The sequence below is a fragment of the Bacillus sp. SIMBA_005 genome (genome assembly GCF_046535585.1).
Classification (GTDB): Bacteria; Bacillota; Bacilli; order Bacillales; family Bacillaceae; genus Bacillus; species Bacillus pumilus.
Window position 1 is genome coordinate 129,210 of the sequence record NZ_JAWRWI010000003.1, and the last position, 25,111, is coordinate 154,320.

The 25,111-nt window shown below is 43.1% G+C and carries 22 protein-coding genes; 20 read left to right on the plus strand and 2 right to left on the minus strand.

The annotated features are described in order from the left end of the window. Positions 1 to 57 precede the first annotated feature (57 nt). From SB660_RS05890 to SB660_RS05940, 11 genes are all read left to right on the plus strand, one after another. Entirely contained in the window at positions 58 to 1,248 is a 1,191-nt protein-coding gene (locus tag SB660_RS05890; protein ID WP_339164834.1) for an HpcH/HpaI aldolase/citrate lyase family protein, read from the plus strand. Beyond that, the gene (locus tag SB660_RS05895) at positions 1,238 to 2,569 is read left to right on the plus strand and encodes a phosphoribosyltransferase family protein (protein ID WP_339165777.1); all 1,332 of its coding nucleotides are present in this window, start codon (positions 1,238 to 1,240) and stop codon (positions 2,567 to 2,569) included. Before SB660_RS05890 ends, SB660_RS05895 begins: the two co-directional genes overlap by 11 nt. Further along, entirely contained in the window at positions 2,562 to 3,671 is a 1,110-nt protein-coding gene (locus tag SB660_RS05900; protein ID WP_268496647.1) for a cysteine protease StiP family protein, read from the plus strand. Before SB660_RS05895 ends, SB660_RS05900 begins: the two co-directional genes overlap by 8 nt. After that, a complete protein-coding gene (locus SB660_RS05905; RefSeq protein WP_268496646.1) occupies positions 3,668 to 4,483 on the plus strand; it encodes an HAD family hydrolase in 816 nt (271 codons plus the stop codon). The genes SB660_RS05900 and SB660_RS05905 overlap by 4 nt, the downstream gene beginning before the upstream one ends. 70 nt (positions 4,484 to 4,553) lie before the next feature. Further along, the gene (locus SB660_RS05910) at positions 4,554 to 6,170 is read left to right on the plus strand and encodes a YceG family protein (protein ID WP_169057440.1); all 1,617 of its coding nucleotides are present in this window, start codon (positions 4,554 to 4,556) and stop codon (positions 6,168 to 6,170) included. 14 nt (positions 6,171 to 6,184) lie between these two features. Continuing rightward, positions 6,185 to 7,279, plus strand: a complete 1,095-nt coding sequence (locus tag SB660_RS05915) for a toxic anion resistance protein (RefSeq protein ID WP_003217200.1) — start codon at positions 6,185 to 6,187, stop codon at positions 7,277 to 7,279. Positions 7,280 to 7,679: 400 nt separating this feature from the next. Beyond that, positions 7,680 to 8,948, plus strand: a complete 1,269-nt coding sequence (opuAA, locus tag SB660_RS05920) for a glycine/proline betaine ABC transporter ATP-binding protein OpuAA (protein WP_169057439.1) — start codon at positions 7,680 to 7,682, stop codon at positions 8,946 to 8,948. 10 nt (positions 8,949 to 8,958) lie between these two features. Next, the gene (opuAB, locus tag SB660_RS05925; RefSeq protein WP_058015301.1) at positions 8,959 to 9,804 is read left to right on the plus strand and encodes a glycine/proline betaine ABC transporter permease subunit OpuAB; all 846 of its coding nucleotides are present in this window, start codon (positions 8,959 to 8,961) and stop codon (positions 9,802 to 9,804) included. Beyond that, positions 9,804 to 10,685 carry a glycine betaine ABC transporter substrate-binding protein gene (locus SB660_RS05930; protein ID WP_058015242.1) on the plus strand — a complete coding sequence of 294 codons (882 nt, stop codon included), beginning with the start codon at positions 9,804 to 9,806 and terminating at the stop codon, positions 10,683 to 10,685. The genes opuAB and SB660_RS05930 overlap by 1 nt, the downstream gene beginning before the upstream one ends. Positions 10,686 to 10,724: 39 nt before the next feature. Further along, a complete protein-coding gene (locus SB660_RS05935; RefSeq protein ID WP_410581745.1) occupies positions 10,725 to 11,549 on the plus strand; it encodes an alpha/beta fold hydrolase in 825 nt (274 codons plus the stop codon). A 123-nt stretch (positions 11,550 to 11,672) separates the two neighbouring features. Next, positions 11,673 to 12,395 (plus strand): SDR family NAD(P)-dependent oxidoreductase, encoded by a 723-nt coding sequence (locus SB660_RS05940; RefSeq protein WP_410581747.1) that lies wholly within the window; start codon positions 11,673 to 11,675, stop codon positions 12,393 to 12,395. 246 nt (positions 12,396 to 12,641) lie between these two features. Here the strand turns inward: SB660_RS05940 and SB660_RS05945 are convergent, their stop codons facing one another. Beyond that, a complete protein-coding gene (locus tag SB660_RS05945; RefSeq protein ID WP_268496642.1) occupies positions 12,642 to 13,769 on the minus strand; it encodes a M20 peptidase aminoacylase family protein in 1,128 nt (375 codons plus the stop codon). 153 nt (positions 13,770 to 13,922) lie between these two features. Between SB660_RS05945 and SB660_RS05950 the strand changes: the two genes are divergently transcribed. From SB660_RS05950 to SB660_RS05960, 3 genes are all read left to right on the plus strand, one after another. After that, complete coding sequence (locus tag SB660_RS05950; protein WP_061406663.1) at positions 13,923 to 15,353, plus strand: YfcC family protein; 1,431 nt, start codon at positions 13,923 to 13,925, stop codon at positions 15,351 to 15,353. Between the two features lie 216 nt (positions 15,354 to 15,569). Continuing rightward, positions 15,570 to 16,517, plus strand: a complete 948-nt coding sequence (locus tag SB660_RS05955; RefSeq protein WP_003217251.1) for an L-lactate dehydrogenase — start codon at positions 15,570 to 15,572, stop codon at positions 16,515 to 16,517. A gap of 39 nt (positions 16,518 to 16,556) precedes the next feature. Then, positions 16,557 to 18,179, plus strand: coding sequence for an L-lactate permease (locus tag SB660_RS05960; protein ID WP_268496641.1), 1,623 nt, complete (start codon positions 16,557 to 16,559; stop codon positions 18,177 to 18,179). A 39-nt stretch (positions 18,180 to 18,218) separates the two neighbouring features. On the opposite strand, the gene SB660_RS05965 is transcribed toward SB660_RS05960, so the two are convergent. Then, the gene (locus SB660_RS05965) at positions 18,219 to 19,208 is read right to left on the minus strand and encodes a LacI family DNA-binding transcriptional regulator (protein ID WP_058015248.1); all 990 of its coding nucleotides are present in this window, start codon (positions 19,206 to 19,208) and stop codon (positions 18,219 to 18,221) included. 109 nt (positions 19,209 to 19,317) lie between these two features. Here SB660_RS05965 and SB660_RS05970 point away from each other — a divergent pair, with 109 nt between their 5' ends. From SB660_RS05970 to SB660_RS05995, 6 genes are all read left to right on the plus strand, one after another. Then, positions 19,318 to 20,643, plus strand: coding sequence for a DegT/DnrJ/EryC1/StrS family aminotransferase (locus tag SB660_RS05970; protein ID WP_061406669.1), 1,326 nt, complete (start codon positions 19,318 to 19,320; stop codon positions 20,641 to 20,643). Next, the gene (locus SB660_RS05975; protein ID WP_268496640.1) at positions 20,618 to 21,484 is read left to right on the plus strand and encodes an HAD-IIB family hydrolase; all 867 of its coding nucleotides are present in this window, start codon (positions 20,618 to 20,620) and stop codon (positions 21,482 to 21,484) included. Before SB660_RS05970 ends, SB660_RS05975 begins: the two co-directional genes overlap by 26 nt. Beyond that, entirely contained in the window at positions 21,481 to 22,527 is a 1,047-nt protein-coding gene (locus SB660_RS05980) for a Gfo/Idh/MocA family protein (protein WP_058015251.1), read from the plus strand. The genes SB660_RS05975 and SB660_RS05980 overlap by 4 nt, the downstream gene beginning before the upstream one ends. 54 nt (positions 22,528 to 22,581) lie before the next feature. Continuing rightward, positions 22,582 to 23,769, plus strand: a complete 1,188-nt coding sequence (locus SB660_RS05985; protein ID WP_410581751.1) for an MFS transporter — start codon at positions 22,582 to 22,584, stop codon at positions 23,767 to 23,769. Between the two features lie 109 nt (positions 23,770 to 23,878). After that, entirely contained in the window at positions 23,879 to 24,508 is a 630-nt protein-coding gene (locus SB660_RS05990; protein WP_410581753.1) for a LysE family translocator, read from the plus strand. Between the two features lie 103 nt (positions 24,509 to 24,611). Further along, positions 24,612 to 24,995: a UPF0715 family protein gene (locus SB660_RS05995; protein ID WP_339164853.1), complete on the plus strand. Its 384-nt coding sequence runs from the start codon at positions 24,612 to 24,614 to the stop codon at positions 24,993 to 24,995. Positions 24,996 to 25,111: the final 116 nt, after the last annotated feature.

The following is a 25,111-nucleotide window of genomic DNA, read 5'->3' on the forward strand; positions in this document are numbered from 1 at the left end:
TCCTTTTTTGAATCATCAGGTTATTGATTTTCTCTAAACAACAGGAGGTGGCACAGCATGCGGTATTTTCGATTTTTATCAGAGGCGAGGCAGCAAGATCTTTTTTTCAAGCGGCCGGGGGCGATGCATTCACAGACACCGAGGCATGTACTTGCGCATGCATTAGGTGCTACTTTGTATATGCCTGCGACACGACAAGATATAGCAGATATGCTGCTGTCGCAGAAATATGAAGCGCTTTGCTCTGTTGTATTTTGCTTGGAGGATGCCATCGGTGATCAAGAAGTGGACATGGCTGAACAGAATCTAGTGGCACAACTGGCCAGTCTCAAAGAGAAAGTCACGCAAGCTCCTGAAACGGCTGCACATTTGCCTCTTATATTTATTCGCGTTCGTTCACCGAAACAGCTGCTTAAAATGGCAGACTTGCTCGGTTCCTCTCTTCAATTACTTACCGGTTTTGTGTTCCCAAAGTGCTCGGTCCATAATGCGAAGGATTATTTGGACAGTCTGAAACAGGCATCGTCCCAAACGCAGACAGCACTTTATGGGCTGCCCATTTTGGAAACACCCGATTTACTAGAAAAAGAAACGAGATATACGGTGTTGTCAGAATTAAAGCAGATCTTTTTGAATGACGAGGAATATATTTTGAATATTCGCATTGGGGCAACGGATCTTTGCGGTTTGTACGGGATTCGCCGTGATCGTGATACGACCATCTATGAGATCAATTTGATTGCTGATTTGATCACAGATATCATCAATTATTTTGGCCGTTCCTTTGTGGTATCAGGTGCTGTGTGGGAGCATTTTGGCCCTGCACGAAAGGAACAAAAGCCATTCATACGGGCACTTTCTCATAAGAGTGGTGAATCGTCTTCATCTGAATTTGATGACGTACAAGGTTTACTCAAGGAGACAAAACTCGATGTGGCTAACGGCATTCATGGAAAGACGGTCATTCATCCAACACATCTCAAGCCGGTTCAAAGCATGTATGTTGTAACGAAGGAAGAGTATATGGATGCATTAAGCATTCTTGAACATGCAGACGGCACAGTTGGCGTAATGAAGAGTACCTTCTCTAATAAAATGAATGAAACGAAGCCCCATTACAGGTGGGCAGAGCACATTTTAATGAAGTCAGATATTTACGGGGTGTTTCATGAAAATAGAAGCTATATCGACATACTCACAGAAGCAGAAGCCGCATACGCTGAGCATCTTGGAACATATGGAAGTTGAGCTTGATCTCAAAGAAGGTGCGCTTCAGCTAGAAAAAGAGCATCTTTTTGACATGGCTGCAAGGGTGAACAAAAAAAGAGCCTTTTTATTCGTTAGTAAGGTGCTTGGTAAGCACATTCCTGTTCATCCAGTAAAACCGCTCCTTGTCTCGGGCCTTTTAGCCATGGCGTATGCCAAAGAGCAAACAGGCAAGACGTCTCCACATCAAGACCTTTTGGCAGAAGCACTCAAGACAGATGACCACACGGTATTAACTAAAGCCTATGAAGCGCTCAAAAAGGAGAAGCTCTCAGTAGGAAAACAGCCGATCGTGATCGGCTTTGCAGAAACAGCCACAGCTCTTGGGCACGGTGTGTATGACGTATTAGAAGGTGCATCTTACATTCATACAACACGTGAACAGCTGCTGGATCTTGATCCTTCATTGGTATTTGAAGAAGAGCATTCGCATGCAACGGATCAGCTTTGTTATGCAGACGAAGCATTACTTCGCACAGACCGTCCCATCGTGCTAGTTGATGATGAAGTCACGACAGGCCGTACGAATATCAATATCATTCGGGATCTTCATGCAAAGCACCCGCGGCATTCTTACACGATTCTGTCTATTTTAGACTGGCGGACAGAGGAGCACGAGAAAGCCATGTGTGAGCTTGAAAAGGAACTTGGTATTCACATCACTTCATTGTCTTTATTAAAAGGGCAAATGGTCTTTCGGGGCAAAACGCTGGATGAACCAGCTTATTCGTATGAGATTGCTGAGCAAAAGGATCTGCCAAATCTCTCTTTTCACTCTCTTCAATCTTTCTTTCAGCAAGTGCCGTATGCACGTTCTCATGCAACCAATTCGGCTGGTCATTCGCCATATATACATGAAACGGGCCGTTTTGGTTTAAACGCAGCAGATACAGCAGCCATCGACCAAGCAGCTGCAGAGGCTGGACTGAAAATGAAGAAGGAACGCAAAGGAAAGCAGACACTTTGTTTAGGAACAGGTGAGCTGATGTATGTACCGATGAGACTGGCTGCATATATGGGAGAGGGCGTTCTCTTTCATTCAACGACGAGAAGCCCAATTCATCCCGTTGAAAAGGATGGTTACGCTGTTCAAAATGGGTTCACCTTTGTAAGTCCAGAGGATGCCCGAATTCAGCACTACGTGTACAACATACCAAAAGGTCAATATGATGATGTATTTCTCTTCTTTGAGAAAAAGGTCTCTCAGGAGGCATTGCTTCCGCTTGTTCATTTATTTGCTGAGCGGCATGTGAAGCATGTGCATATTGTGACTTTATCAGACGAGGTGAAGGTGAATGGCTAATGTGTATACAAAGATGGGAAGCTATCCAGAGCAGGATGTAACCTTTTTACTCAAAGATTTATCATCCATTGAGATGGAGAAAAGTACAGAAGAGCGGGAGCGTTCCATTCAGAGTGGTGCGCATTATTCAGAAATGCTGCCGATTGAATATAAACCAACGAAATCTTATATGGATTTATTCTATGAATCTCTGAAAGAAAGTAAGGAAAAGGTAGCAGAAGCAGTAGCTGTAGTAGCCGAACAGATTGTGAAAAAGCGAGGCTTCCAAACGGTACTTTGCAGTTTGGCTAGAGCGGGAACGCCGATTGGGGTGCTCATCAAACGATATATTCGAAAGACATATGGTCTTGAACTGCCTCATTACAGCATTTCTATCATTCGTGATCGAGGAATAGATGAGAATGCGCTGCATTATATGCTCAAGGAACATCCGGGCTATGAGATTGCCTTTATTGATGGATGGACCGGAAAAGGTGCGATTTCGAGAGAGCTCCAAAAAGCGGTGCTTGATTTTGAAAGAAAGTACGGGATTCGCCTTTCTAGTGAACTGGCTGTACTCGCTGATCCTGGCTATTGTACACATGTCTACGGAACGAGAGAGGACTTTCTCATTCCTAGTGCTTGCCTGAATTCGACTGTATCTGGACTTGTTAGTCGGACGGTACTAAACAACCGCTGGATCAATGCCGATGATTTCCATGGGGCAAAATATTATGAAGAGCTGCTTGATGAGGATGTGTCCAATCTGTATGTGGATACAATTGAAGAAGCCTTTTCTAGCCTCGAACCAAATATAGAAGAGAAAGCAGAGACCATCCTCACGCAAGGAATGCCTGCGGATTGGCGGGGGATGGCGTCCATTGAAGCGATCGGTCAGGAGTTTCAAATTGAAAACACCCATTTGATTAAGCCCGGTGTTGGTGAGACGACCCGTGTGCTGCTGAGAAGAATCCCTTGGAAAATCTTGATACAGCCTGGATCTCAGGAGAAGCTAAAGCATATTTTGCTTCTGGCAGAGGACAGAGGCGTTCCTGTCATTGAATATGAAAATATGTCCTATACGTGCTGTGGACTCATTCGTCCGCTGGAGCAGATGTCATGAAGACAAGTGCGTTTGCCAGTGATTTAGACAGGACACTGATTTACTCACATCGAGTGCTGGATCAATATGAGTATGAAGGAGATTATGAATTAGTTGAGATGCTAGATGAACGTCCGCTTTCCTATATGTCGGTTGAAACGAAGAAGTCCTTACAGACGATTCATCAATTGGGCTGGTTCATTCCAGTGACGACAAGAACGACCGCTCAGTATGAACGGATCACCTTCTTTCAGCAAGAGATCAAACCGGAGTATGCCGTCACGACAAATGGGGGCTGTATCCTTCATCACGGCAAGCCGCTTGAGGATTGGCAGGTCATTGTTGATGAGAGGCTCAAAGCGTGTATGTCAGTCAGAGAGATGCTAAGAGCCATCTCCGAACTGCCAGTTGCGGCATGGGTGAAGCGTACCCGGACAGCTGAGGGAAGATTTCTTTATTTGATTATGAAGGATGAGTATCTGTCTCGCATTCCACTTGCTGAATTGAAGCAGTGGGGCGAGGAGAGAGGCTGGCAGGTGTCTCTACAAGGGCGAAAGCTTTATTTTATTCCGGCACCGCTCAATAAGTGGGATGCTGTTGCTTTTCTAAAGGAACGTCTGGCGCTTGAATATGTATATGGTGCGGGTGATTCTCTCTTAGATGCAGGACTCATTCGACAGGCAGATATGGGCTTTGCCCCAAGGCATGGAGAAGTGCTCGACTTTGATCCATTGCTTGAGCCGACAGCAGCATCTGGCATGGCAGCAGCAGATGAAATCACCGCTTGTGTCATGAAGCAGATGACAACCGCAAAAAAGCCTTCGATTCGATAGCAGAAATAGAAGGGTGAATGATATGATAGTAGTAGCTTTCAAGAAAATATAGGAGAAAGGAAGGAGCGGCGTGAGTTATAAAGAAATCAATATTAACCAAACACGGGCGGAGCAGGAAGCCTGGAAAAACGTGCTGAAAAAGCCGCTCCCTGAAAGAGACGGTTATGTGAAGGACGAGCATACATTGTCCTTGCCGCGTCTCGCCGCCCGGGTCCTTGGAACTCCGCATGATGCAACCGATTATTTTATTTATTTACATGAATTATATGAAACAGATGGCATTCATATTTTAAGTGAAACGCTCAATCGTCATATTGAGCCGGAGCATTTTCAAGCGCTTCAACGTATTCATTTGATTAACCAAGAAGAAAAAGGATTGTCCGTGAATCGCTTTGTGGCTTTCTTAGATGGTGAACAGCTGATTGTACGCCATCCAAATCCTGTGATGAACCGGCATATCCGCCTTTCATTGATTAAGGTGTTTGAGCATTTCAAACAGCTGCATGAAGGGGGATTTCAGCATCCCGATTTTCGCCGGGTTTTGCTGGATGTCGTAAAGTTCTCAAATAATCATCTAGGTCCATGGCTGAAGGAAGTCAATATAGAAGAAAAAATGCCGGCTGTCATTTGGTATGGAGAGGCGAATAAAAGTCAGCTTTATTTTCTTTACTATGTCATGCTGATTGGCTGTGATGTTGTGCTATTTCATCCAGAGGGCGAGGATTCATTCCGCGAACTAGATCCAGAAGAAAAGCTGACTTTTATTGATCAGTATCCGGGGACTTCAAAGCTGGAACCGTTCCCTACTGAAAAGCCTGAGAGGAAATCAACGGTGGCGTACCGCTCGACTAGAGAGCTTGAAGAGGTGCTCCATACGGAAGATTCAATGCTGTATAAGCCGTGGCAATTCAGAGATCATACCCCTCATTCTATTACGCTGAAGACAACATATGATGAGCTGTTTTTAATTGCAAAGGAACGCTCCTTTATCCGCCCTAATTTTCAAGCAGACCGTGATACGATACAGATTCCGAATCTCTTTGCGAAAATGATGGGGGTTACACGAGACAAGCGTGAATACTGGGATCGTATCCACACGTTAATGGAATGGAAAGAAACGAAGACCATTCGCCATTTTCCTTTTACGAAAGAAGTGTCTTCGAATTATCAATTTCATTATCAGCATGCCCTTTCGTCTGCTGGAGAGATTGATCCTGAATTATTAATGAAAAGCAATGTGTGGCAGTTTTCTCATCTATATGAGGGGACGCAGCGTGCGATAGCAGAGGCGGTATCTCGAATCTGTCAGCATCCGAAGCTATTAAAAGAAGGCAATGAGACTGAATCAGATGTCCGTATTTATTTATTCAAACAGGTACTGCATATCGGCCAGGAGCTCATTGAACTCATTCAAACTTTTGATTATGCACAAACCGTACCGAAAGTGATTTTATATCATACGGAATATAATGGTGAGCTGACTCGTTCTGATGCGGCTGCCCTCATTTTTCTAAATGAAATGGGTGTGGATCTCTTCGTGTATCATCCGGCGGGATACCAGTGTATCGAGCGGTATATAGATGACCAATTATTTGATACCCATTGGCTTGATGAGATGGTCATGAACCAGGAGTTTAAAGAGCCATCCATCGTCAGAAAATTATTTCAATCCATTAAAAACCGATAAGGAGATCAAAGCTTATGACAAATACAAATGGAAATGACATCATTTCAATTGATAAAGAGGAAATCTCCATTGAGAAAGCAGACGATATTCGCGTTCAGCTTCGAAATGAACCAGAAGTGCAAAATATTGCAAGACAGATCGATGCGAAAAATCAACTGGAGCTGCTTGAATACGGAAAACAGCCAGCCGTTGAAATCTCTAAGTTCTCTGATCGTATTCTTTCGATGATGCGCTCAACTAGTGTCACTGACTCAGGAACGATGCTGACGCAGCTTGGGAAAATTATGGATCGTTTTGATAAAAATGATTTTGACGAGCCAAAGGGTGGTCTACTGTCAAAAATCTTTAAGCGCGGCGGCAGCATGATTGAAAAGATTTTCAGTAAATACCAAACGCTCGGTGCAGAGATTGAAAAAATTAATGTAGAAATCAGTAAATATAAAGACGAAATGACCAAATCGACTGTGACGCTTGAAGAAATGTATGAGCATAACATTCAATACTATATGGAGCTTGAAAAGTATGTCGTGGCAGGTCAAATGAAAATCGAGGAATTAAAGCAATTGGTTCCTTCTTATGAAGAAAAAGCAGCTAGTGGAAACCAGCTGGCACAAATGGAGCTTGATACACTTCGTAACGGCATTCAAGCGTTGGAAGAGCGTGTATATGACCTTGATATGGCACGGATGGTGGCTCTTCAAACGGCACCGCAAATTCGCCTGCTGCAACGTGGTAATACGAAACTAATCGGTAAAATCAACTCAGCGTTCATCATCACGATTCCGATCTTTAAAAATGGCATCATTCAAGCTGTGACAGCGAAGAGACAAAAGCTTGTGGCTGATTCAATGAGTGAACTGGATAGAAGAACAAATGAAATGCTGAAACGAAATGCTGAAAACATCTCAAGCCAAAGTGTGGAGATTGCCAAATTGTCTGGACGTCCAAGTATCGACATTGAAACGATCGAATCTTCCTTTAATACGATTGTACAAGGAATGAAAGAGACGAAACAGATCGAAGAAGAAAACAAACGATTACGCGAAGATGGAACAAAGCGTATGCTTGAATTGCAAGATAATATTAAGCGAGCTGCACTAGAGTCCTAAAAAATAAGCTGTCTGTAACTAAAGTTGCAGGCAGTTTTTTAATATTTTAATTAAAATTTGAATGAAAAAGGTTTCTATGTGACCATTTTCGGGTAAATCCTGTTCAGGGGAACGGTTCACCCATGTTTAAAAAAGTCCGCTATGGTGAGGATTCGAGTTATTTTTTAGCACAATTAGGAATTTCAAGTAAAATATTGTCTGATGAGAGGAAATACCCCGTAAAATATGTTGTTTATGAAGCATTCTATAGGATTTACGAGTAATACGGCGTATAAACTCTAATCACCAGACCTCTTATATGGAATTCATACATATTGTGCGGAAATAAGCGAATTCTAAAGATTGTTCGCATCATAACGCTTATGTTACGGTTATTAAGATGCTAATTTGGAGGGAAAATATGAATTCTGAAGAGAGAACTATCAAAATCAAGATAAATAATGTATCTAAAATTTTCGGTAAAAATGCTAAAAAAGCATCTCAAATGCTTGAAAAAGGGAAAACAAAAAGAGAGATCCTAAAAGAGACCGGCGCAACAGTTGGTGTCAATCGAGCAAATTTTGATGTGTATGACGGCGAGATATTTGTCATCATGGGGCTATCAGGGAGCGGAAAGTCCACACTTGTGCGGCTGCTAAATAGGTTAATCGAACCAACCTCCGGAGAAATATATATTGATGGGGATATGATAACGAATATGTCAAAGGATCAATTGCGTGAAGTTAGACGTAAAAAGATCAGCATGGTCTTCCAAAACTTCGCATTGTTCCCGCACCGCACCATTCTTGAGAACACAGAGTATGGTCTTGAATTACAAGGTGTAGACAAAGAAGAGCGCCACTCAAAAGCGCTTGAATCTTTAAAGCTTGTTGGACTTGAAGGCTTTGAAGAGCAATATCCAAACCAATTAAGTGGTGGGATGCAGCAGCGTGTTGGATTGGCACGTGCATTAGCAAATGATCCTGACATTTTATTAATGGATGAAGCATTCAGCGCACTCGATCCATTAATTCGTAAAGACATGCAGGATGAATTGCTTGAGCTTCATACATCTGTAGGGAAAACGATCATTTTCATTACCCATGATCTAGATGAGGCGCTTCGGATTGGCGACCGCATTGTGCTCATGAAGGACGGAAATATCGTTCAAATCGGAACACCAGAAGAAATTTTGATGAACCCATCGAATGAATATGTTGAACGTTTCGTTGAAGATGTTGACCTTTCTAAAGTATTAACCGCTGGTCATATTATGAAACGTGCAGAAACAGTTCAGATCGACAAAGGGGCACGTGTTGCACTTACGCTCATGAAAAACCTTGGAATTTCGTCAATCTATGCAGTCGATAAGAAAAAGCATTTATTAGGTGTTATTTCTGCACAAGCGGCGAAAAAGGCGGCAGAAACGAATACGTCGCTCGAAACTGTTCTTGATAAAGAATTTACAACTGTATTGGAGTCTACGTATTTAACAGAAATCTTTGATGCAGTGTCTGATGCGGCAAATATTCCAATTGCCGTTGTCGATGAGAAAAACAGAATGAAGGGTATTGTGGTCAGAGGTGCATTAATTGGTGCGTTATCAGGTAATGATGAGTATATCAACATGTCTTCTAACAAGCTTGAGGAAATTAAAACACAAGAGCCTTCTGCACAGGAGGTAGAATAAGATGTTTAGTATGAGTGATTTACCTAGAATTCCGTTCGCGGATTACATCGATCAATTTGTTGACTGGTTAACATTAACGTTTGGTGGTTTCTTTGATGGGATCACAAATGGATTGGCAGGAACTGTAAATGGAATTGTTGCAGTACTTGGCGTGGTTCCATCTATTATTTTGACACTTATTTTTGCAGGGCTAGCTTGGTGGATCAGTACAAGAGGAATTGCTCTTTTCACACTTATTGGATTTTTGCTGATCGACTATTTAGGCTACTGGCAGCCAATGCTTCAAACACTTGCGCTCGTTTTAACAGCTGTGGTCATTTCTATCGTGATTGGGGTTCCGATCGGTATTTGGGCATCACAGAAGGAAACTGTGCGTAAAATTGTGACACCTATCTTAGATTTAATGCAGACCATGCCTGCATTCGTTTATCTATTACCAGCAATCTTCTTCTTTAACATTGGCGTTGTACCTGGAGTTGTGGCATCCGTTATTTTCTCCATGCCGCCAACGATTCGTATGACGATTCTCGGTATTAAACAAGTACCATCTGATTTAATTGAAGCAACAGAAGCCTTTGGTTCAACGACATTCCAGCGTTTGTTCAAAGTTCAGCTTCCACTTGCAACAAAAACCATCTTAGCTGGTATTAACCAAAGTATCATGCTTGCTCTATCAATGGTCGTCATCGCGGCAATGGTAGGTGCACCAGGACTTGGTTCAGAAGTATATAGTGCGGTAACGCAGCTAAAAACAGGAATTGGTTTTGAAGCGGGTATTGCCATTGTTATTGTGGCAATTACACTTGACCGTATTACACAAAACATTAAAACGAAAAAAACCAGGGGGAATGCTTAATGTGGAAAAAGTCTCTCTACATTGGGATGACCGCCCTGCTTGTCTTTTTACTAGCCGCTTGTGGTGCAAAGTCAGATTCAAATGCGAGTGCAGCACAGCAGGTGAATAAAACCATTATCGGCATTGATCCGGGTTCAGGGATTATGGCGCTCACGGATCAAGCGAAAAAGGATTACGGCTTAGAGGATTGGACGGTTGTGTCTGCATCAAGTGCAGCCATGACTGCAACGCTCAAAAAATCTTACGACCGTAAAAAGCCAATCATCATTACTGGCTGGAATCCACACTGGATGTTTTCTCGTTATGATTTAAAATATTTAGATGATCCAAAGAAATCTTACGGTGAAGCGGAAGAAATTCATACGATTTCACGTAAAGGGTTTGCAAAGGATCAGCCGGATGCAGCCAAAATGCTTGGTCAGTTTAAATGGTCTCAAGATGACATGGGCGAAGTCATGATGGATATCCAAGATGGTATCAATCCAAAGGATGCCGCCGTTAAATATGTGAAAAAACATAAAGACCAAGTAGCGAAATGGACAAAAGGCGTGAAAAAGTCGAATGGTGAAAAAGTCAATCTTGCCTACGTTGCGTGGGATAGTGAGATTGCAAGTACCAATGTTGCTGCAGAAGTACTGCGTGAGCTCGGATTTAAAGTGACCTTGACTCAGGTGGAAGCAGGTCCAATGTGGACAGCAATTGCAACTGGAAGTGCGGATGCCTCGTTATCTGCTTGGCTGCCAAATACGCATAAAACGTATGCAGCGAAGTTTAAAGGGAAATATGATGATCTAGGCACAAGTATGAAAGGTCTTCGCATGGGTCTAGTTGTTCCGACATATATGAAGAACGTCAACTCGATTGAGGATTTGAAAAAATAGCCAATTATGATGAAGTTCCCTTATAATAGAAGGGAGCATATGAAAAAGCAGTCTGCTCAAAAAGCGGCTGCTTTTTTCTTATATATAAGGAAGGTGGACGAGTTGTCGATGATGGTTAAGCCAATCATGATTTTCCTGCATGGCGGAGGAGTAAGCAGCTGGATGTGGCAGGAACAGATAAAAACATTCAAGGAAGCGTATGAATGCTATACGCCTGATCTCATTGGTCACGGGACAAGAGCAGATGAACAGTCATATTCCATGCGAGAAAGTGCTCTCGAAGTCATCTCGTGGATCAAGGAGCATACGCATGGACGTAAAGTGATACTTATTGGCTTCTCCCTAGGTGCACAGGTTGCCGTTGAGGTGTTATCAAAAGAGCCTGACATCGTAGATATAGCCGTCATCAACAGCGCACTTGTGATGCCGCTGCCATGGCTTTACTTGATGGTGAGACCTCTTTTACCTCTTACGTATCCATTATTAAAGAAAGATTGGTTTATCGAGCTCCAAGCTGAAAAGATGGGGCTTCCAAACGATGTACTCAATCACTATGTGGCTGATTCGAAAAGTTTACAGAAGAAAACCCTTCTGACGATGTTTCAAGAAAATCTCCATTACAAGCTCCCAGACACGTTTCAACAAGCGAAGGCACGAATTCTTGTCACAGTGGGAGAAAAGGAAAAAGGTATTATGAAACGGTCAGCAAAGAAAATAACGAATTCACATCCGCAGGCAGCAGGTGTCATCGTTCCGGCTATCGGACATACATTTACGTTTGAAAAGAAGGAACTGTTTATGGATATGGTTCAATGCTTTATAGAGGAACGTGCGTTACCAGTGGAGTTAAAGGAAATCAAGTAACCGAAAGTAAAGACAGGCATAAAAGAGGCAGCCAGATCTTAGAACCGATATGATAGAGGTATAAAACGCTTACAGATGAGCTGCTGTCTGACTGAAAGCTCATGAGACGTAGAAGGAGGAGCTATGAGTAAAAACTATATCATATTCGGTGCAAGTCAAGGATTAGGGGATGCTTTTGTGAAAGGTCTTCCTTCAAGCGGAGATACAGTTTGGATTGTGTCTCGAAGTGAACCTAGCAGTTTGAAATTAGATGACGGTGTACATAGAATTTGGCTGAAAATTGATTTATCAAGCCAATCTCATATTCCACACATGATCGAAGCATTGGGGAACAAAACCATTGATGTCCTCATCTACAACGTCGGTTTATGGGAAAAACGAGGCTTTGAAGATGATTATTCATTTGATCACGATCAGCCAGAGGATATCGCTCGTTTAATCAATGTGAATGTCACCTCAACGATTACATACATCCAAGCACTGCTTCCGCATGTCAGGAAATCGGAGAATGGAAAAATCATCTTGATTGGTTCAACGTCGGGACTCGATCATACAAACCTGCCGCAAGTTTCTTTTGTCGCATCTAAGTTCGGCCTGCGCGGAATTGTGAATGCACTAAGAGAGCATGTGAGAAAAGATAAAATATCCGTCACCTGTATCAATCCAGGAGAATTGGCGGCAGAGGTTCCATATGAAGATAGAGCCGAAAAAGCCATCGCTCTATATGATGAAACAAGAATTCCTGTGCAGGATATAGTAGAGCTTGCGAGATGTGTGATTCATTTATCAAGGGTATCCTGTGTAAAAGAAATCAACGTCCCAGCCATGACAGATTTGAATGCATAATATCAAGTAGATCATCCGCTAAAAAACGGGTGGTTTCAGCGTGTAGACAAACCCTCGCATTCGTTGTCAGTCCTGCGTGCTGGTGCTCACGAATGTCAAATTCGCTCCGCGCCAGTACTCGTCCTTCCTAGAATTCAAAGGTTTCTATCACGCTGAAAAGGAGACAAAGGACTAAAATAAAGATCATTTTAGCCCTTTGTCAACAATCTGAGACCACCCGCTAAAAAAACGGGTGGTTTTTTTATTTTATGATGAATGCTGCTGAAGAGTCTGATAAACAGCTTCAGTCAAAATCTCAATGCCGGTAAAAATAGCAGAGCGGTCGAATGTCATATATGGATGATGTAGACCGGGCTTTAGATCACAGCCTAAACCAAGCATCGTGGATTTGATATGCGGAACCTTTGCTGCATAAAAGTGAAAATCCTCTCCGCCTGTCGTTACGAGCGGAGGATCAAGCTGCTCTTTACCTAAAACCTTTTCAATGGCATGAGACATCATCTGGACGGCTTCCTCATTCAAGGTAGCGGCAGGCAGACGATGATCAGTTGAAAGGGTAATGGAAGCGCCAAAGGCATCCGCTACAGAATGTACGGCTCTTTCAATTTCTTTTTCTAGTTCATCCATCACTTCATTTGTTTGTGCTCTGACATCTAATGTAAAAGAAGCTTTGCCAGGGATGATGTTTGAACTGCCTCCGCCAGCATGCAGGTTGGTCATTTTCACAGAATGTGCAACTCTTGGGTCGACATGGATATGCGCGAGTCTTTGCACGAGGGTAGAAGCGACTTCAATGACGTTGACCCCTAGATGCGGGCGTGCACCGTGGGCTTCCTCACCAATAATTGTGCCGATGTAATGATTACTCGATCCATGCAAGATCGCAGGTGCGCAGCGTCCGTTTAATGTTTCTTGAATTGGGCGAACATGTACTCCGTATAAGTAATCAACGTCTGCTAGCACACCTTTTTCAATCATTTTCAGCGCACCGCCGCCTTTTTCCTCAGCAGGCTGAAAAATGAAGCGGATGGTGCCGTTTGGGAGCTCCTTTTCTTTTAATGCCATGAAGGTGCCGAGAGCCATTGTCATGTGTGCATCGTGACCACATGAATGATTGGCTTGAAATTCCCCATCTACTTCCTGCCAAAGTGCATCAATGTCTGCTCTCACCGCGACCACTGGTGAACCTTCTCCAATTTCACCGATCACTCCTGTACAGTCGTCAAATGTTCTAGTCTGACAACCTATTTTCTTTAATAAGTCCTCAAGATAAGCCGTCGTATTCGTTTCTTCCCAGCTGATTTCTGGGTGAGTGTGCAGGTGATCAAAGATGTCTTTCACCGTTTGCTGCATGTCGTTTGTCAAAGTTGTCATGAATAGCCTCCTTGCTGACAGAAAATCTGTCAAAATATTCTTTTAGTGAAATAATATTGATCTTAAATATCATCAGTGTTTATAATATAACACATCATTTGATTATTCAGAAAATTAAGTGAAATTCCGATCGGGACAAAGGGGTTTTGACACATGAAAACAGCAGCAGTATCACCACCAGAGAAACAAAAAAGAAAACTTCAAATGCCAGATGCGTATGTTCTCTTATTTATCATTGCGCTCATTTGTACCATTGCAACATATTTTGTACCCGCGGGTGAGTTTGACCGAAAGACATCGGGGGAAATCACAACAGCTGTTCCTGGCAGCTATCACCGCATTGATCAATCACCCGTAAGTCCAGTGGGCTTTTTTACAGCCATTCAGGAAGGGATGGTAGGGTCTTCTTCTATTATTTTTCTCATTCTATTTACTGGCGGAACCATTGCCATTTTGGAGAAAACAGGTGCCATTAACGGAATGATTCACCATGTCATCAGCAGATTTCAAACAAAGCAATTATTGTTTATTTGTATTGTTGGAGGATTATTTTCAGTGCTTGGAACGACCGGGATTGTCGTGAACTCCGTTATAGGATTTATTCCAATCGGGATTATTGTGGCAAGATCCTTGAAATGGGATGCTGTGGCAGGAGCTGCGGTCATTTATATTGGCTGTTATGCCGGGTTTAACGCAACCATTTTGTCTCCATCTCCACTGGGGTTATCTCAGACGATTGCAGAACTGCCGATTTTTTCTGGCATTGGTCTTCGTGTCATTATTTATCTTTGTTTTCTTATATCTAGTATTGTGTACATCTATTTATATACAAGACGCTTAAAGAATAAAGAAAAGGGAAGTCTTCTTGGAGATGAATGGTTTCCTGCGAAGGGACTTGGCGGATCTGATGCAGAATCTGTGGACAAGCCTGAATTTACGAGCAGACATAAGCTGATTTTAGCAGTGTGTGGATTGTCTCTTGGGGGCTTCTTATATGGCGCGCTTCAGCTTGGCTGGACCGATAAGGAAATGGCAGGAGTCTTCATTTTTATGGCCATTGCTGCTGGATTACTTGGCGGATTAGCAGCCAATGATATTGCAAAAACGTTTATCGTCGGCTGTCAAAGCCTTGTTTACGGCGCACTCATTGTTGGGATGGCACGCTGCATTTCTGTCATTTTGGAAAACGGTAAGCTGCTTGATACCGTGGTCAATGGCTTGGCGAGTATGTTGACAGGATTTAGCCCAATTGCTGGTGCGATCGGGATGTATATTGCGAGTGCACTTCTTCACTTTTTGATTTCATCAGGATCAGGAGAAGCGGTTGTCTTTATTCCAATTCTTGCGCCACTGGCTGATTTAATGGGCATCACAAGACAGGTCGCTGTAGAAGCGGTTATGCTTGGCGAAGGGGTGGTTAACTGTATCAATCCGACGTCAGGTGTGTTGATGGCTGTGCTCGCTGCAAGTGGTATTCCTTATGTGAAGTGGCTTCGTTTTATGGTGCCGCTTGCGCTCATTTGGTTTGTCATTGGACTGGTCTTTATTTGTATCGGCGTGATGATCAACTGGGGACCTTATTAACATGTATAAAGCTGCTGATAATCGTTTGGCAGCTTTTTTCTTGTGGAAATATGCATGGAGACAGCGCTTTGAAAGCACAATAAGTGTGTTCACAAATTCGCTACATATTTTTTTTGAGCAACCCCCTTGCAAAAGTTTGTGAAGTATTGCACAATAAGAATGTGAAATACTTCACATACAAAAAACAACCTAGTTTTACTCAGGAGGATGAGATAAATGACAAACGAAAAAGTAAACAAAGTAGCACTTATTGGAGCAGGTTTTGTAGGTAGCAGTTATGCCTTTACATTAATAAATCAAGTGATCACAGATGAATTGGTTGTCATCGATTTGAATCAAGATAAAGCAATGGGTGACGTCATGGATTTAAACCACGGGAAAGCATTTGCTCCGCACCCAGTGAACACATGGTATGGAGATTATGAGGATTGTAAGGATGCAGACATTGTATGTATCTGTGCTGGAGCGAATCAAAAGCCAGGTGAAACGAGACTTGACCTTGTTGAGAAAAATTTAAATATATTTAAAGGCATTGTAGACAATGTGATGAAAAGTGGATTCGATGGTATTTTCTTAGTCGCCACAAACCCTGTTGATATTTTAACATATGCGACTTGGAAATTCAGTGGACTGCCAAAAGAACGAGTGATTGGCAGTGGAACTACACTTGATACTGCAAGATTTAGATACATGCTCAGTGAGTACTTTGACGCAGCGGCACACAATGTGCATGCTTACATCATTGGAGAGCATGGCGATACAGAGCTTGCTGTTTGGAGTCATGCGAATATCGGAAGTGTACCGATTACAGAATTAATGAAGAAAAATGATCAATACAAACAAGAAGATTTAGATGAGATGATGGAAAATGTCCGTCATGCCGCTTATCAAATCATTGAGAAAAAAGGCGCTACTTACTACGGCGTAGCGATGAGTTTGGCCCGCATAACAAGAGCGATTCTGCACAATGAAAACAGTATTTTGACTGTCAGCACTTACTTAGATGGAGAGTACGGAGCAGAAGATGTCTACATTGGTGTACCTGCCCTTGTGAATCGAAATGGCGCAACAGAAGTGATAGAGCTTGCACTGAATGATACAGAAAAAGAACAATTCGCGCACAGTGTGAATGTGTTAAAAGAGATTTTGGCTCCTCATTTTTAATCAAAAGCAACCTATCTGAGCAGAAAAGGATGAATCACTATGTGGCAGCAAATATATAATCCGTTTGGTAATGAATTCGTGAGTGCATTGGTAGCAATGCTTCCAATTTTGTTTTTCCTACTTGCATTAACCGTATTTAAGTTAAAAGGTGTTTTAGCCGCTTGTTTTACCTTAATCGTCAGTTTTGTAACAGCGGTTTTCTTCTTTCATATGCCAATTGAAAAAGCATTATCTGCTGTGCTGCTCGGTATATCTAATGGGCTGTGGCCGATTGGATATATCGTCATCATGGCGGTGTGGCTCTATAAAATAGCTGTGAAATCTGGTAAATTCGATGTTATTCGTTCTAGTATTGCAGGAATTTCTCAAGATCAACGTCTTCAGCTCTTATTAATTGGTTTTAGTTTTAACGCATTTTTAGAGGGAGCCGCTGGGTTTGGTGTACCGATTGCGATTAGTGCCGCTCTCTTAACAGAGCTTGGGTTTAAACCGCTGAAAGCTGCGATGCTCTGCTTAATTGCCAATGCTGCGTCTGGCGCATTTGGTGCGGTGGGGATCCCAGTCATTACAGGGGCGCAAATGGGCAATATGACGCCGCTTGCATTATCTCAAACCCTTGTGTTTACGATTCCGTTTATTTCATTCTGTATTCCGTTCCTACTCATTCTCATTGTGGACGGATTCAAAGGGATTAAAGAAACGCTCCCTGCCTTGCTTGTTGTGAGTGGAAGTTATGCCATTTTACAAGCTGTCACAATGGTGACAATGGGTCCTGAGCTTGCCAATATTATTTCAGCATTAGCAAGTATGGGGATTTTGGCTTTATTTCTTCGAAAATGGCAGCCGAAACATATTTATCGTGAAGAAGGAGCACCAGCCATTGAACAGAAACAAACGTATCGCGGCGTTGAAGTGCTAAAAGCTTGGTCTCCGTTTTATATTTTAACTGCCGTGATTACGGTATGGAGTCTGCCAGCATTTAAAGCATTGTTTGCTGTAGGAGGCCCGCTCAACTGGACAACCATTTTAGTGAAAATGCCATTTTTGCATCAGCAAATTGTGAAATTACCACCAATTGCACAAACAGCAACACCTATTGATGCGATCTTTAAAATAGATGTGATCAGTGCAACGGGTACGGCCATTCTGATTGCAGTGATGCTGACTGGTTTGTTTAGCAGACATATTACATTAACAGAAGGCGCTGCCTGCTTAAAAGCATCAGTGAAAGAGCTTTGGGTACCAGTTCTCACCATTTGTTTTGTCATGGGCTTTGCCAACTTGGCGAACTTCGCTGGTCTAAGTTCAGCCATTGGGCTTGCACTTGCCAAAACAGGCGATTTGTTCCCGCTTGTCAGCCCAGTGCTTGGCTGGATCGGGGTGTTTATTACAGGATCTGTCGTGAGTAACAACGCCTTATTCGGCAACCTTCAAGCGGTCACTGCTTCTCAAATCGGCTCACAGGCAGGTTTGTTAATCGGAGCAAATACAACGGGCGGGGTCATGGCGAAATTAATTTCTCCACAATCTATCGCCATTGCTACAGCAGCAGTTGGAGAAACAGGTAAAGAATCTGAGCTCTTCCAAAAGACTGTGAAGCACAGCTTCATCCTGCTCGGCATTGTGTGTATATGGACATTCATTCTTGCTCAATTTGTATAGGTTTAAAAAAGACTGAGACAGCTCTCAGTCTTTTTTTGTTTATGTCGATTCCCTTGTCACGAGCCGGGTAGGCAGCTGGATATGCTCACGCTGTAATGGTTTTTGGTCTTGCAGGAGCTCAATCAGTTGCTGCACAGACCGGTGGCCAAGCTCTACGATCGGGATGTCAATTGTGGTGATCGTTGGAGCTGTCACCTCGCAAATGTCTTGATTGTCATAGCCGATCACCGCTAGATCCTTAGGAATGTGATAACCATATGAAATGGCCTGTTTAATGAGCCCTGCTGCGACTTGATCATTACCGGTGAAAATGGCATCAGGTGCATTCTTCATGTCATGGATGACATCCATTAAGCGAAAACCGTCTTCAATGGTGAAGGCCTCCCCGAACAGCCAATCGTCATGAAGCGGCAAGCCGTGGGCAGAAAGAGCATCAAGATAGCCCTGTTTCCTTTGTTTCTGTGCTTCACTGCTTTCTGTATCAAAGCAAAACCCGATCTTTTTTCGCCCCGACTGAATCAAGTAGTCAACTGCTTTATAGGCAGCTTCTCGCTCATCGTATCCAATAATCGGAATGTCTGCTGTTTGATGATATTCATTCGCCATGACAATAGGGCCGTTCGTTAAAAATGGCTCGATCTTTTCCCACGGATTTTCTAATGCCCCTAAAATGACCCCATCTACTTCTCTTCTTTTTAATAATTGAAGACCTTCAAGCTCTAACGACTCCTGATAAAACGTCTGAAGCACGATCGCTTTATAACCTTGATCCAGTGCTTCTTTTGAAATGCCTTTAATCAATTGTGCAAAAAAAGGATGGTCCACAGCCGGCACAGACACAGCAATGGTTTTTGTCTGATGTGAACGTAGAGTGCGAGCTGCTGAACTCGGTGTATATTCCATTTCTTTCATCACCTGTAAAATGAGCTGGCGCTTTTCCTCTGACACATATGGATGATGATTCAGCACTCTGGAAACGGTGGTGGTTGAAACCCCGCAGCGTTTGGCAATTTCATAAATTGTACACATATTAACAAATCCTTTACACAAAGTTATTGTTCTGAAATCGATAACATCATTTACAATGTGAAACAAGTTAAATATTAACAAATGGAATTGATTAATTGGAGGGAATGGAATGCAAATATTGACGAAGATATCAGGTAAAAGCAAGGATTATCTCCCTTTGCTGGATATGATCAATCAAGGTGTTCAAGTAAAGTCTGATTCAGTTGAGAAGCACCTAGCAAATGAAAAGCTGGTGACGTTCCTCGAGCAAGATATAAGACGCACTGGCTTGGAAAAAATTCTCTTCCATTATAAACAAAATAAGGAAAAAAAGATACCGTTTCTGCCAGTCGATAAACTGATTTCAGAGGATGAGATCGATGACATTATGCAGGTGCTGAAAGAAGTATTGAGTTCTGGCCGTTTTACTTCAGGGCCATATATTCCGGCGTTTGAAAAGCAGCTCGCTGAGTACTTAGGGAAGAAATATGTCATTGCCACGTCAAGTGGAACAGATGCCCTAATGATCAGTCTCATATCAGCAGGCGTCCATCCAGGAGATGAGGTCATTTTGCCAGCAAATAGCTTTGCTGCAACAGAAAATGCAGTGCTTGCGATTGGGGCTGTTCCGGTCTACGCCGATATTGATCCAGATACTTACTGCTTGGCACCGAGTGAAATAGAGAAGCATATCACAGATCAAACGGCATGCATTCTTCCGGTTCATTTATATGGAAAACAAGCGGATATGAAGGCCATTTCGGCGATTGCGAAAAAGCATGGGCTGAAAATCATTGAAGATGGCTGTCAGGCAATCGGGAGCACTGGCCTCGGAGCATATGGAGATGGGCTTGTTCTCAGCTTTAATCCATACAAAAATCTTGGTGTCTGCGGTAAGGCAGGAGCCATTGCAACAAATGATGAAGCCCTAGCGGAGAAATGCATGGAGATCAGCTATCACGGCTTTGAAGTAGGAAAGAAAAATGTCAAACGCAGTGACTATGGCTTTAATTCGAAAATTGATAATTTGCAGGCAGCGATCGGACTCGAACGTATGAAGTATTTAGGATTACAAAACTTTAAACGTTTCTACTTAGCAAAGCGCTACATTGACCAGCTGCAAACGCTAGAGGATGAAGGATACTTGAAGCTTCCGAAGCTGACGGATGATCATGTCTGGCATCTGTTCCCGATCAGGGTGCTGAAGGGAGAACGAGATGAGCTTGCAGCGAAATTGCTGGAAATGGGCATAGAGACAGATGTTTATTACCCAATCCTATCGCATCAGCATCAAACAGATCTTGTTTCTCAAAAGTATAAACGTACATCACTTCCACATACGGAAAAAGCAGCACAGCAATTACTTCACTTGCCGCTGTATCCAGGCATGCCGCTGCAAGATCAGGAGAAGGTCATCGAGGGGGTTCAACATGTTATCAAGTCTTCCATTCAATAAAAAACTACTGAATCAGCCGAAAAATCCGAAGTGGATCGTCTTCTGTGATTTTGATGAAACCTATTATTCTCACGAAATGACAGAGGAGCAGCGAGAGGATGTCAAGCGGTTGGAGGCCTTTGTGGCAGAAAAGAGCGAAGCAGGAGAGCTTATGCTTGGCTGGGTGACGGGAAGTAGCCTTGATTCTGTGACAAGCAAAATGGAAAAAGGCGGTTTTCATCAATTCCCGCATTTCATTGCATCGAACTTAGGGACTGAGATTGTGTATGCATCAGATGCTCATTTTGGACAGCCAGATGCGGAGTGGGTGAAGCGTCTGGATGCACAGGGCTTTTCAGATGAAAAAATTGAAGACATCCTCGAAACCATACGTGAAAAGGGAATTCATCTCAGACCGCAAACGCAGCTGGGCAGCTCAGGGTATAAGAAGAATTTCTATTATCAGGAGCAGGATGAGCGGACAGATCTTCATCATCTATCATTCATCCAAACACTTGCCAAAGAGCGCGGGGTGGCGGTCAACATCAACAAATGCAATCCGCTCGCAGGAGACCCTGCGGATTGCTATGATGTCGATTTTTTACCAGTCGGCACAGGGAAGGATGAAATTGTCCGCTTTATGCTGAACCAATATGATTTATCGAAAGGTCAAGGCTTTGCCTTTGGAGATAGTGGGAACGATTTGCGGATGCTTCAATCCGTCACGCACGGTTTCCTCGTCCAAAATGCGACGGCCGAAGCCAAGCGGCACCATCATCAAATTTGTCATCATGGGTATGCAAAAGGAATCTATGAAACACTGAAAACAGTGATGTATAAACATGAGGAGGCACATTCATGAAGAAAATTGGAATTGTTGGAGCAGGGAATATTGCAAAAGCACATGCAAGAGCATTGTCAACGATCAAAGGTGCAGAGTTATCAGGTGTCTATGATTTACACGAGTCAGTTGCACAGGGATTCATTAAACAGTATGGCGGACGTGTGTATTCAAGTATCGAAACTTTAGCAGATGCATCTGATGGGTTGATCATTGCTTCCCCGAATTTTTGTCACAAAGACCATGCCCTTCAAGCACTAAGAGCAGGACAGCCCATTTTATGTGAAAAGCCGATGGCTGTGTCGCTGAAGGAAGCGAAGGAAATGGTGGAGACAGCCAAACAGTTCCAGGTTCAAGCCAGTATGGGCTTTAACTATCGTTACTTATCCTTTGTGAATATTTTGAAGAACTTGATTGCCAATGGTGAATTAGGCCGGATTTTAACTGTCAGGACTCATTTTAAGAAAAACAGTGCCCTCAGAAGAAAGACATTTTCATGGAGAGACAGCGGGGAGAGTCTGCGTACGAGCGGTGCATTAGGAGATCTTGGCATTCATTTAATTGATATGCTTTGGTACTTATTTGGCAGTGACATGAAGAAAGACTCCTTAAATACCAAGATGCTGACGCATGTAAAGGAAAAGGAAGAGAAAAAGGTACAGGTGGATGATCATACCGAAATTTTCGGTCAGATGGAGAATCAAGTGTTCTTTCATTTGGTCACATCCAAAAGCACGCAGCCGGAGGAATGCGGATTTAGTGTAGAAGTCGTTGGTCATGACAAGGTATTCAAATATCATACGAACATGAAAAACGAATATGAGATCAGCGATGGCTTGTGTGTGGAGCGTCATCAAATGCCGCAAACTCTGCTGACAGATCCACCAAATGAATTTTACGGATGGTCTGATACGTTCCGTGATCAGCTGATGCACTGGGTGAATACAGATCCATATCCATCTCATATGAAAGTTGCTGATTTTGTAGACGGGTATCGCGCACAGGCTGCGCTTAATACATGCTTCGAGAGGGAAGAGGCTGTCGAGTCTGCTCGGGCATATTAAAGAGGTGGAGCGGAGGATGTCAAAACTCCGCTCCTTTTTAGAGGAAGTGAAAAGATGAAAAAAGTATTTTATTTTGGCTGTGTCTTTTATTTTTTTATTGGGACCATTCATGTGTTTTTTGGCAGCTTAACTCCTTATTTACTGTCTAGTTACGATAAGGGTCCAGGGGAATTATCATCTTTAATTTTTTTTCAGTTTATTGGTTTTTTGACAGGGGTTCTGTTATCCCCCATCCTTGTGAGGAAAAAAGGCTATGGCGCTGTTCTGACTATGGGTCTTTTGCTGATGATTGGGTCACTTCTGCTTGGGCTTTTGGTGCCGGGCTGGTCAACACTTGTGCTTGCAGGTTTTTTTCTTGGGAGTGGTGCAGGCAGTCTTGAGACAACGGCCGGAGCGTATGTGATTTCGATGGCAAACAGTGCAAAGCGAATCAGCATCATGGAGGTCTTCTTTGGGTTAGGAGCGCTGTTATTTCCACTTGTGATTTTACTGACTGTCAATGAACAGACGTGGCACTATGTGTTTTTATTTCAAGTCGGTGCACTGACTTTCTTCCTTATGCTCTGGCTTGCCTTTATGAACAAATTGCCTCGTGGACAGATGATTTCTCCTTCCAATGGGGGAAAAAAACCGTCCTTACTTGTTGATCGAAACAATCGAATCATTGTGGTAATCATGATTTGCTTTGCCTTTTTCTACGCAGGGATTGAAACGAACTTTGCGAACTTTTTGCCGTCGATCATGCTGGAGAAGGGGGGAGACAATTGGGGTCTCTTTGCAGTCTCCACTTTCTGGACAGCCATTGTCATCGGCAGAACCGTGATTGCGAGAAAAGCAGACCAGCTGCACCCGCTGCGTTTTTTAAAGCTAAGCGCAGCACTCATGATTCTGCTGCTCGTGACCTTTGCGCTGACAACGCACATCACCGCCCAGCTGCTTCTCATCTTTTTCATTGGCTTGTGCGCAGCTGGTATGTTCCCAATCGCACTGACTGCATCTGCATTAATGATTGAAAATGCCATCGACGAGGCCACGAGTTACTTTATTGCAGCCGCAAGTTTAGGCGGAGCCTGCTTGTCCTTCTTGATCGGCTTTAGTCTTGAATGGGCAGGAGCAGCAAGTGCCATCTTTGTTTTTGCCTTCTTAGCTGTTCTTCTATTTGCAGCTGCGATTCAAATGAATCGTATGAAGAAAAAAGAAACCGTTCTCCCGCAGCAGTCGGTACTGAAAGCAGATCGATAAGCGATATCATTGCCCTTGAGTCCGCCTGAAAAGATGACAAAGGACTTGTACTAAACCATAGAACGTTTGAATAATATGTACAAGTCAGCATCAAAAGGAGGACGTCTATGTGGCGGTGTTTTTGGGGTATATCTTTTTAGGGTTGTCACTTTCAGCGCCTGTTGGGCCAGTGAATGCTGCCCAAATTGATAGAGGGATTAAAAGTGGCTTTTGGCATGCGTGGATTTTTGGTGTGGGGGCAATGGCTGCGGATATTGTCTACATGCTCCTCATCTATTTTGGTGTCGCCCAGCTTTTGACTGCACCTCTTGTGAAAACCTTTTTGTGGCTGTTCGGTTTTTTCGTTCTAACCTATACCGGAATTGAAAGCCTTCGTAAAATCAACTTGCAGGAAAGTCCAAAGAAGGATGGAGGAAACACGTCGATCGGGCATTCGTTCATGACGGGATTTTTCATTTCTCTTTCCAATCCGCTCAGTATTTTATTTTGGCTTGGGATCTACGGCAGTATTTTGGCCAATACGATCGAAAAGTATGGGGCATCTCAAATGCTGATGTACAGCATAGCTATTTTTATCGGCATGTTAATCTGGGATTTCAGCATGGCGCTGCTGGCTAGTTCGTTTAGGCGCTATTTAAGTGAACGTGTCTTACATGGCTTATCCGTTCTTGCAGGCTTATCTTTACTTGGTTTCGGCGTCTATTTTGGGTATCAAGGGATCATGGCGTTGATCGGGTAGAAAAGCAGACTGACATGTCAGTCTGCTTTTTTTGTAAGGATTGACAGACATAACACATTCTTGAATAATGGTGAGATATAAAATGGATTCAAGGAGCTTTGCCATGCGTATTTTTCTTCCAGTCTTCAACTATTTGTGCATGCTGATCTTATCAGTCATCACAGCAACATTCGTATATACCCTGCTATTTATCCCGCCTGAAGCAGGCTTTGGTTATGTGGAGATGACAAGTCTGCTCATTTTGATTGCTTATGTAGTGTTTGCTGCACCGATTCAGCTTGTCTTACACAGGCATCCTAGAAAGTTTCGAGGCCGTGACTTACTTGTTTATTTTCTTGCGGCGTGGGTGATTTGCTCTGCGTTAGCGTTATGGATTGATTATGGACTGGTTGTGTTCATTAGCTACAAAGTCTATCTGTTTTGCTTTTGCTCAGCCCTCATTTATTGGGTGCTCGATTCTGTCTTTTTAATGAAGAACCAATCATAGGGTTGATACAAAAGTGCTCTATGAAAAGAAGCAGCATGGCGTGAAAGACACACATACATGCTCAATTTGAACGAGAACATCCACCTCTTGAATGCGCAATGAAAGTCGCTTAGGGA

What these genes read in the sequence shown, in the direction of transcription:
- SB660_RS05890 (WP_339164834.1), top strand. Translation starts at nt 58, where the DNA reads ATGCGGTATTTTCGATTTTTATCAGAGGCGAGGCAGCAAGATCTTTTT.
- SB660_RS05895 (WP_339165777.1), top strand. Translation starts at nt 1,238, where the DNA reads ATGGAAGTTGAGCTTGATCTCAAAGAAGGTGCGCTTCAGCTAGAAAAA.
- SB660_RS05900 (WP_268496647.1), top strand. Translation starts at nt 2,562, where the DNA reads ATGGCTAATGTGTATACAAAGATGGGAAGCTATCCAGAGCAGGATGTA.
- SB660_RS05905 (WP_268496646.1), top strand. Translation starts at nt 3,668, where the DNA reads ATGAAGACAAGTGCGTTTGCCAGTGATTTAGACAGGACACTGATTTAC.
- SB660_RS05915 (WP_003217200.1), top strand. Translation starts at nt 6,185, where the DNA reads ATGACAAATACAAATGGAAATGACATCATTTCAATTGATAAAGAGGAA.
- opuAA (WP_169057439.1), top strand. Translation starts at nt 7,680, where the DNA reads ATGAATTCTGAAGAGAGAACTATCAAAATCAAGATAAATAATGTATCT.
- opuAB (WP_058015301.1), top strand. Translation starts at nt 8,959, where the DNA reads ATGAGTGATTTACCTAGAATTCCGTTCGCGGATTACATCGATCAATTT.
- SB660_RS05930 (WP_058015242.1), top strand. Translation starts at nt 9,804, where the DNA reads ATGTGGAAAAAGTCTCTCTACATTGGGATGACCGCCCTGCTTGTCTTT.
- SB660_RS05935 (WP_410581745.1), top strand. Translation starts at nt 10,725, where the DNA reads ATGAAAAAGCAGTCTGCTCAAAAAGCGGCTGCTTTTTTCTTATATATA.
- SB660_RS05940 (WP_410581747.1), top strand. Translation starts at nt 11,673, where the DNA reads ATGAGTAAAAACTATATCATATTCGGTGCAAGTCAAGGATTAGGGGAT.
- SB660_RS05945 (WP_268496642.1), bottom strand. Translation starts at nt 13,769, where the DNA reads ATGACAACTTTGACAAACGACATGCAGCAAACGGTGAAAGACATCTTT.
- SB660_RS05950 (WP_061406663.1), top strand. Translation starts at nt 13,923, where the DNA reads ATGAAAACAGCAGCAGTATCACCACCAGAGAAACAAAAAAGAAAACTT.
- SB660_RS05955 (WP_003217251.1), top strand. Translation starts at nt 15,570, where the DNA reads ATGACAAACGAAAAAGTAAACAAAGTAGCACTTATTGGAGCAGGTTTT.
- SB660_RS05960 (WP_268496641.1), top strand. Translation starts at nt 16,557, where the DNA reads ATGTGGCAGCAAATATATAATCCGTTTGGTAATGAATTCGTGAGTGCA.
- SB660_RS05965 (WP_058015248.1), bottom strand. Translation starts at nt 19,208, where the DNA reads ATGTGTACAATTTATGAAATTGCCAAACGCTGCGGGGTTTCAACCACC.
- SB660_RS05970 (WP_061406669.1), top strand. Translation starts at nt 19,318, where the DNA reads ATGCAAATATTGACGAAGATATCAGGTAAAAGCAAGGATTATCTCCCT.
- SB660_RS05975 (WP_268496640.1), top strand. Translation starts at nt 20,618, where the DNA reads ATGTTATCAAGTCTTCCATTCAATAAAAAACTACTGAATCAGCCGAAA.
- SB660_RS05980 (WP_058015251.1), top strand. Translation starts at nt 21,481, where the DNA reads ATGAAGAAAATTGGAATTGTTGGAGCAGGGAATATTGCAAAAGCACAT.
- SB660_RS05985 (WP_410581751.1), top strand. Translation starts at nt 22,582, where the DNA reads ATGAAAAAAGTATTTTATTTTGGCTGTGTCTTTTATTTTTTTATTGGG.
- SB660_RS05995 (WP_339164853.1), top strand. Translation starts at nt 24,612, where the DNA reads ATGCGTATTTTTCTTCCAGTCTTCAACTATTTGTGCATGCTGATCTTA.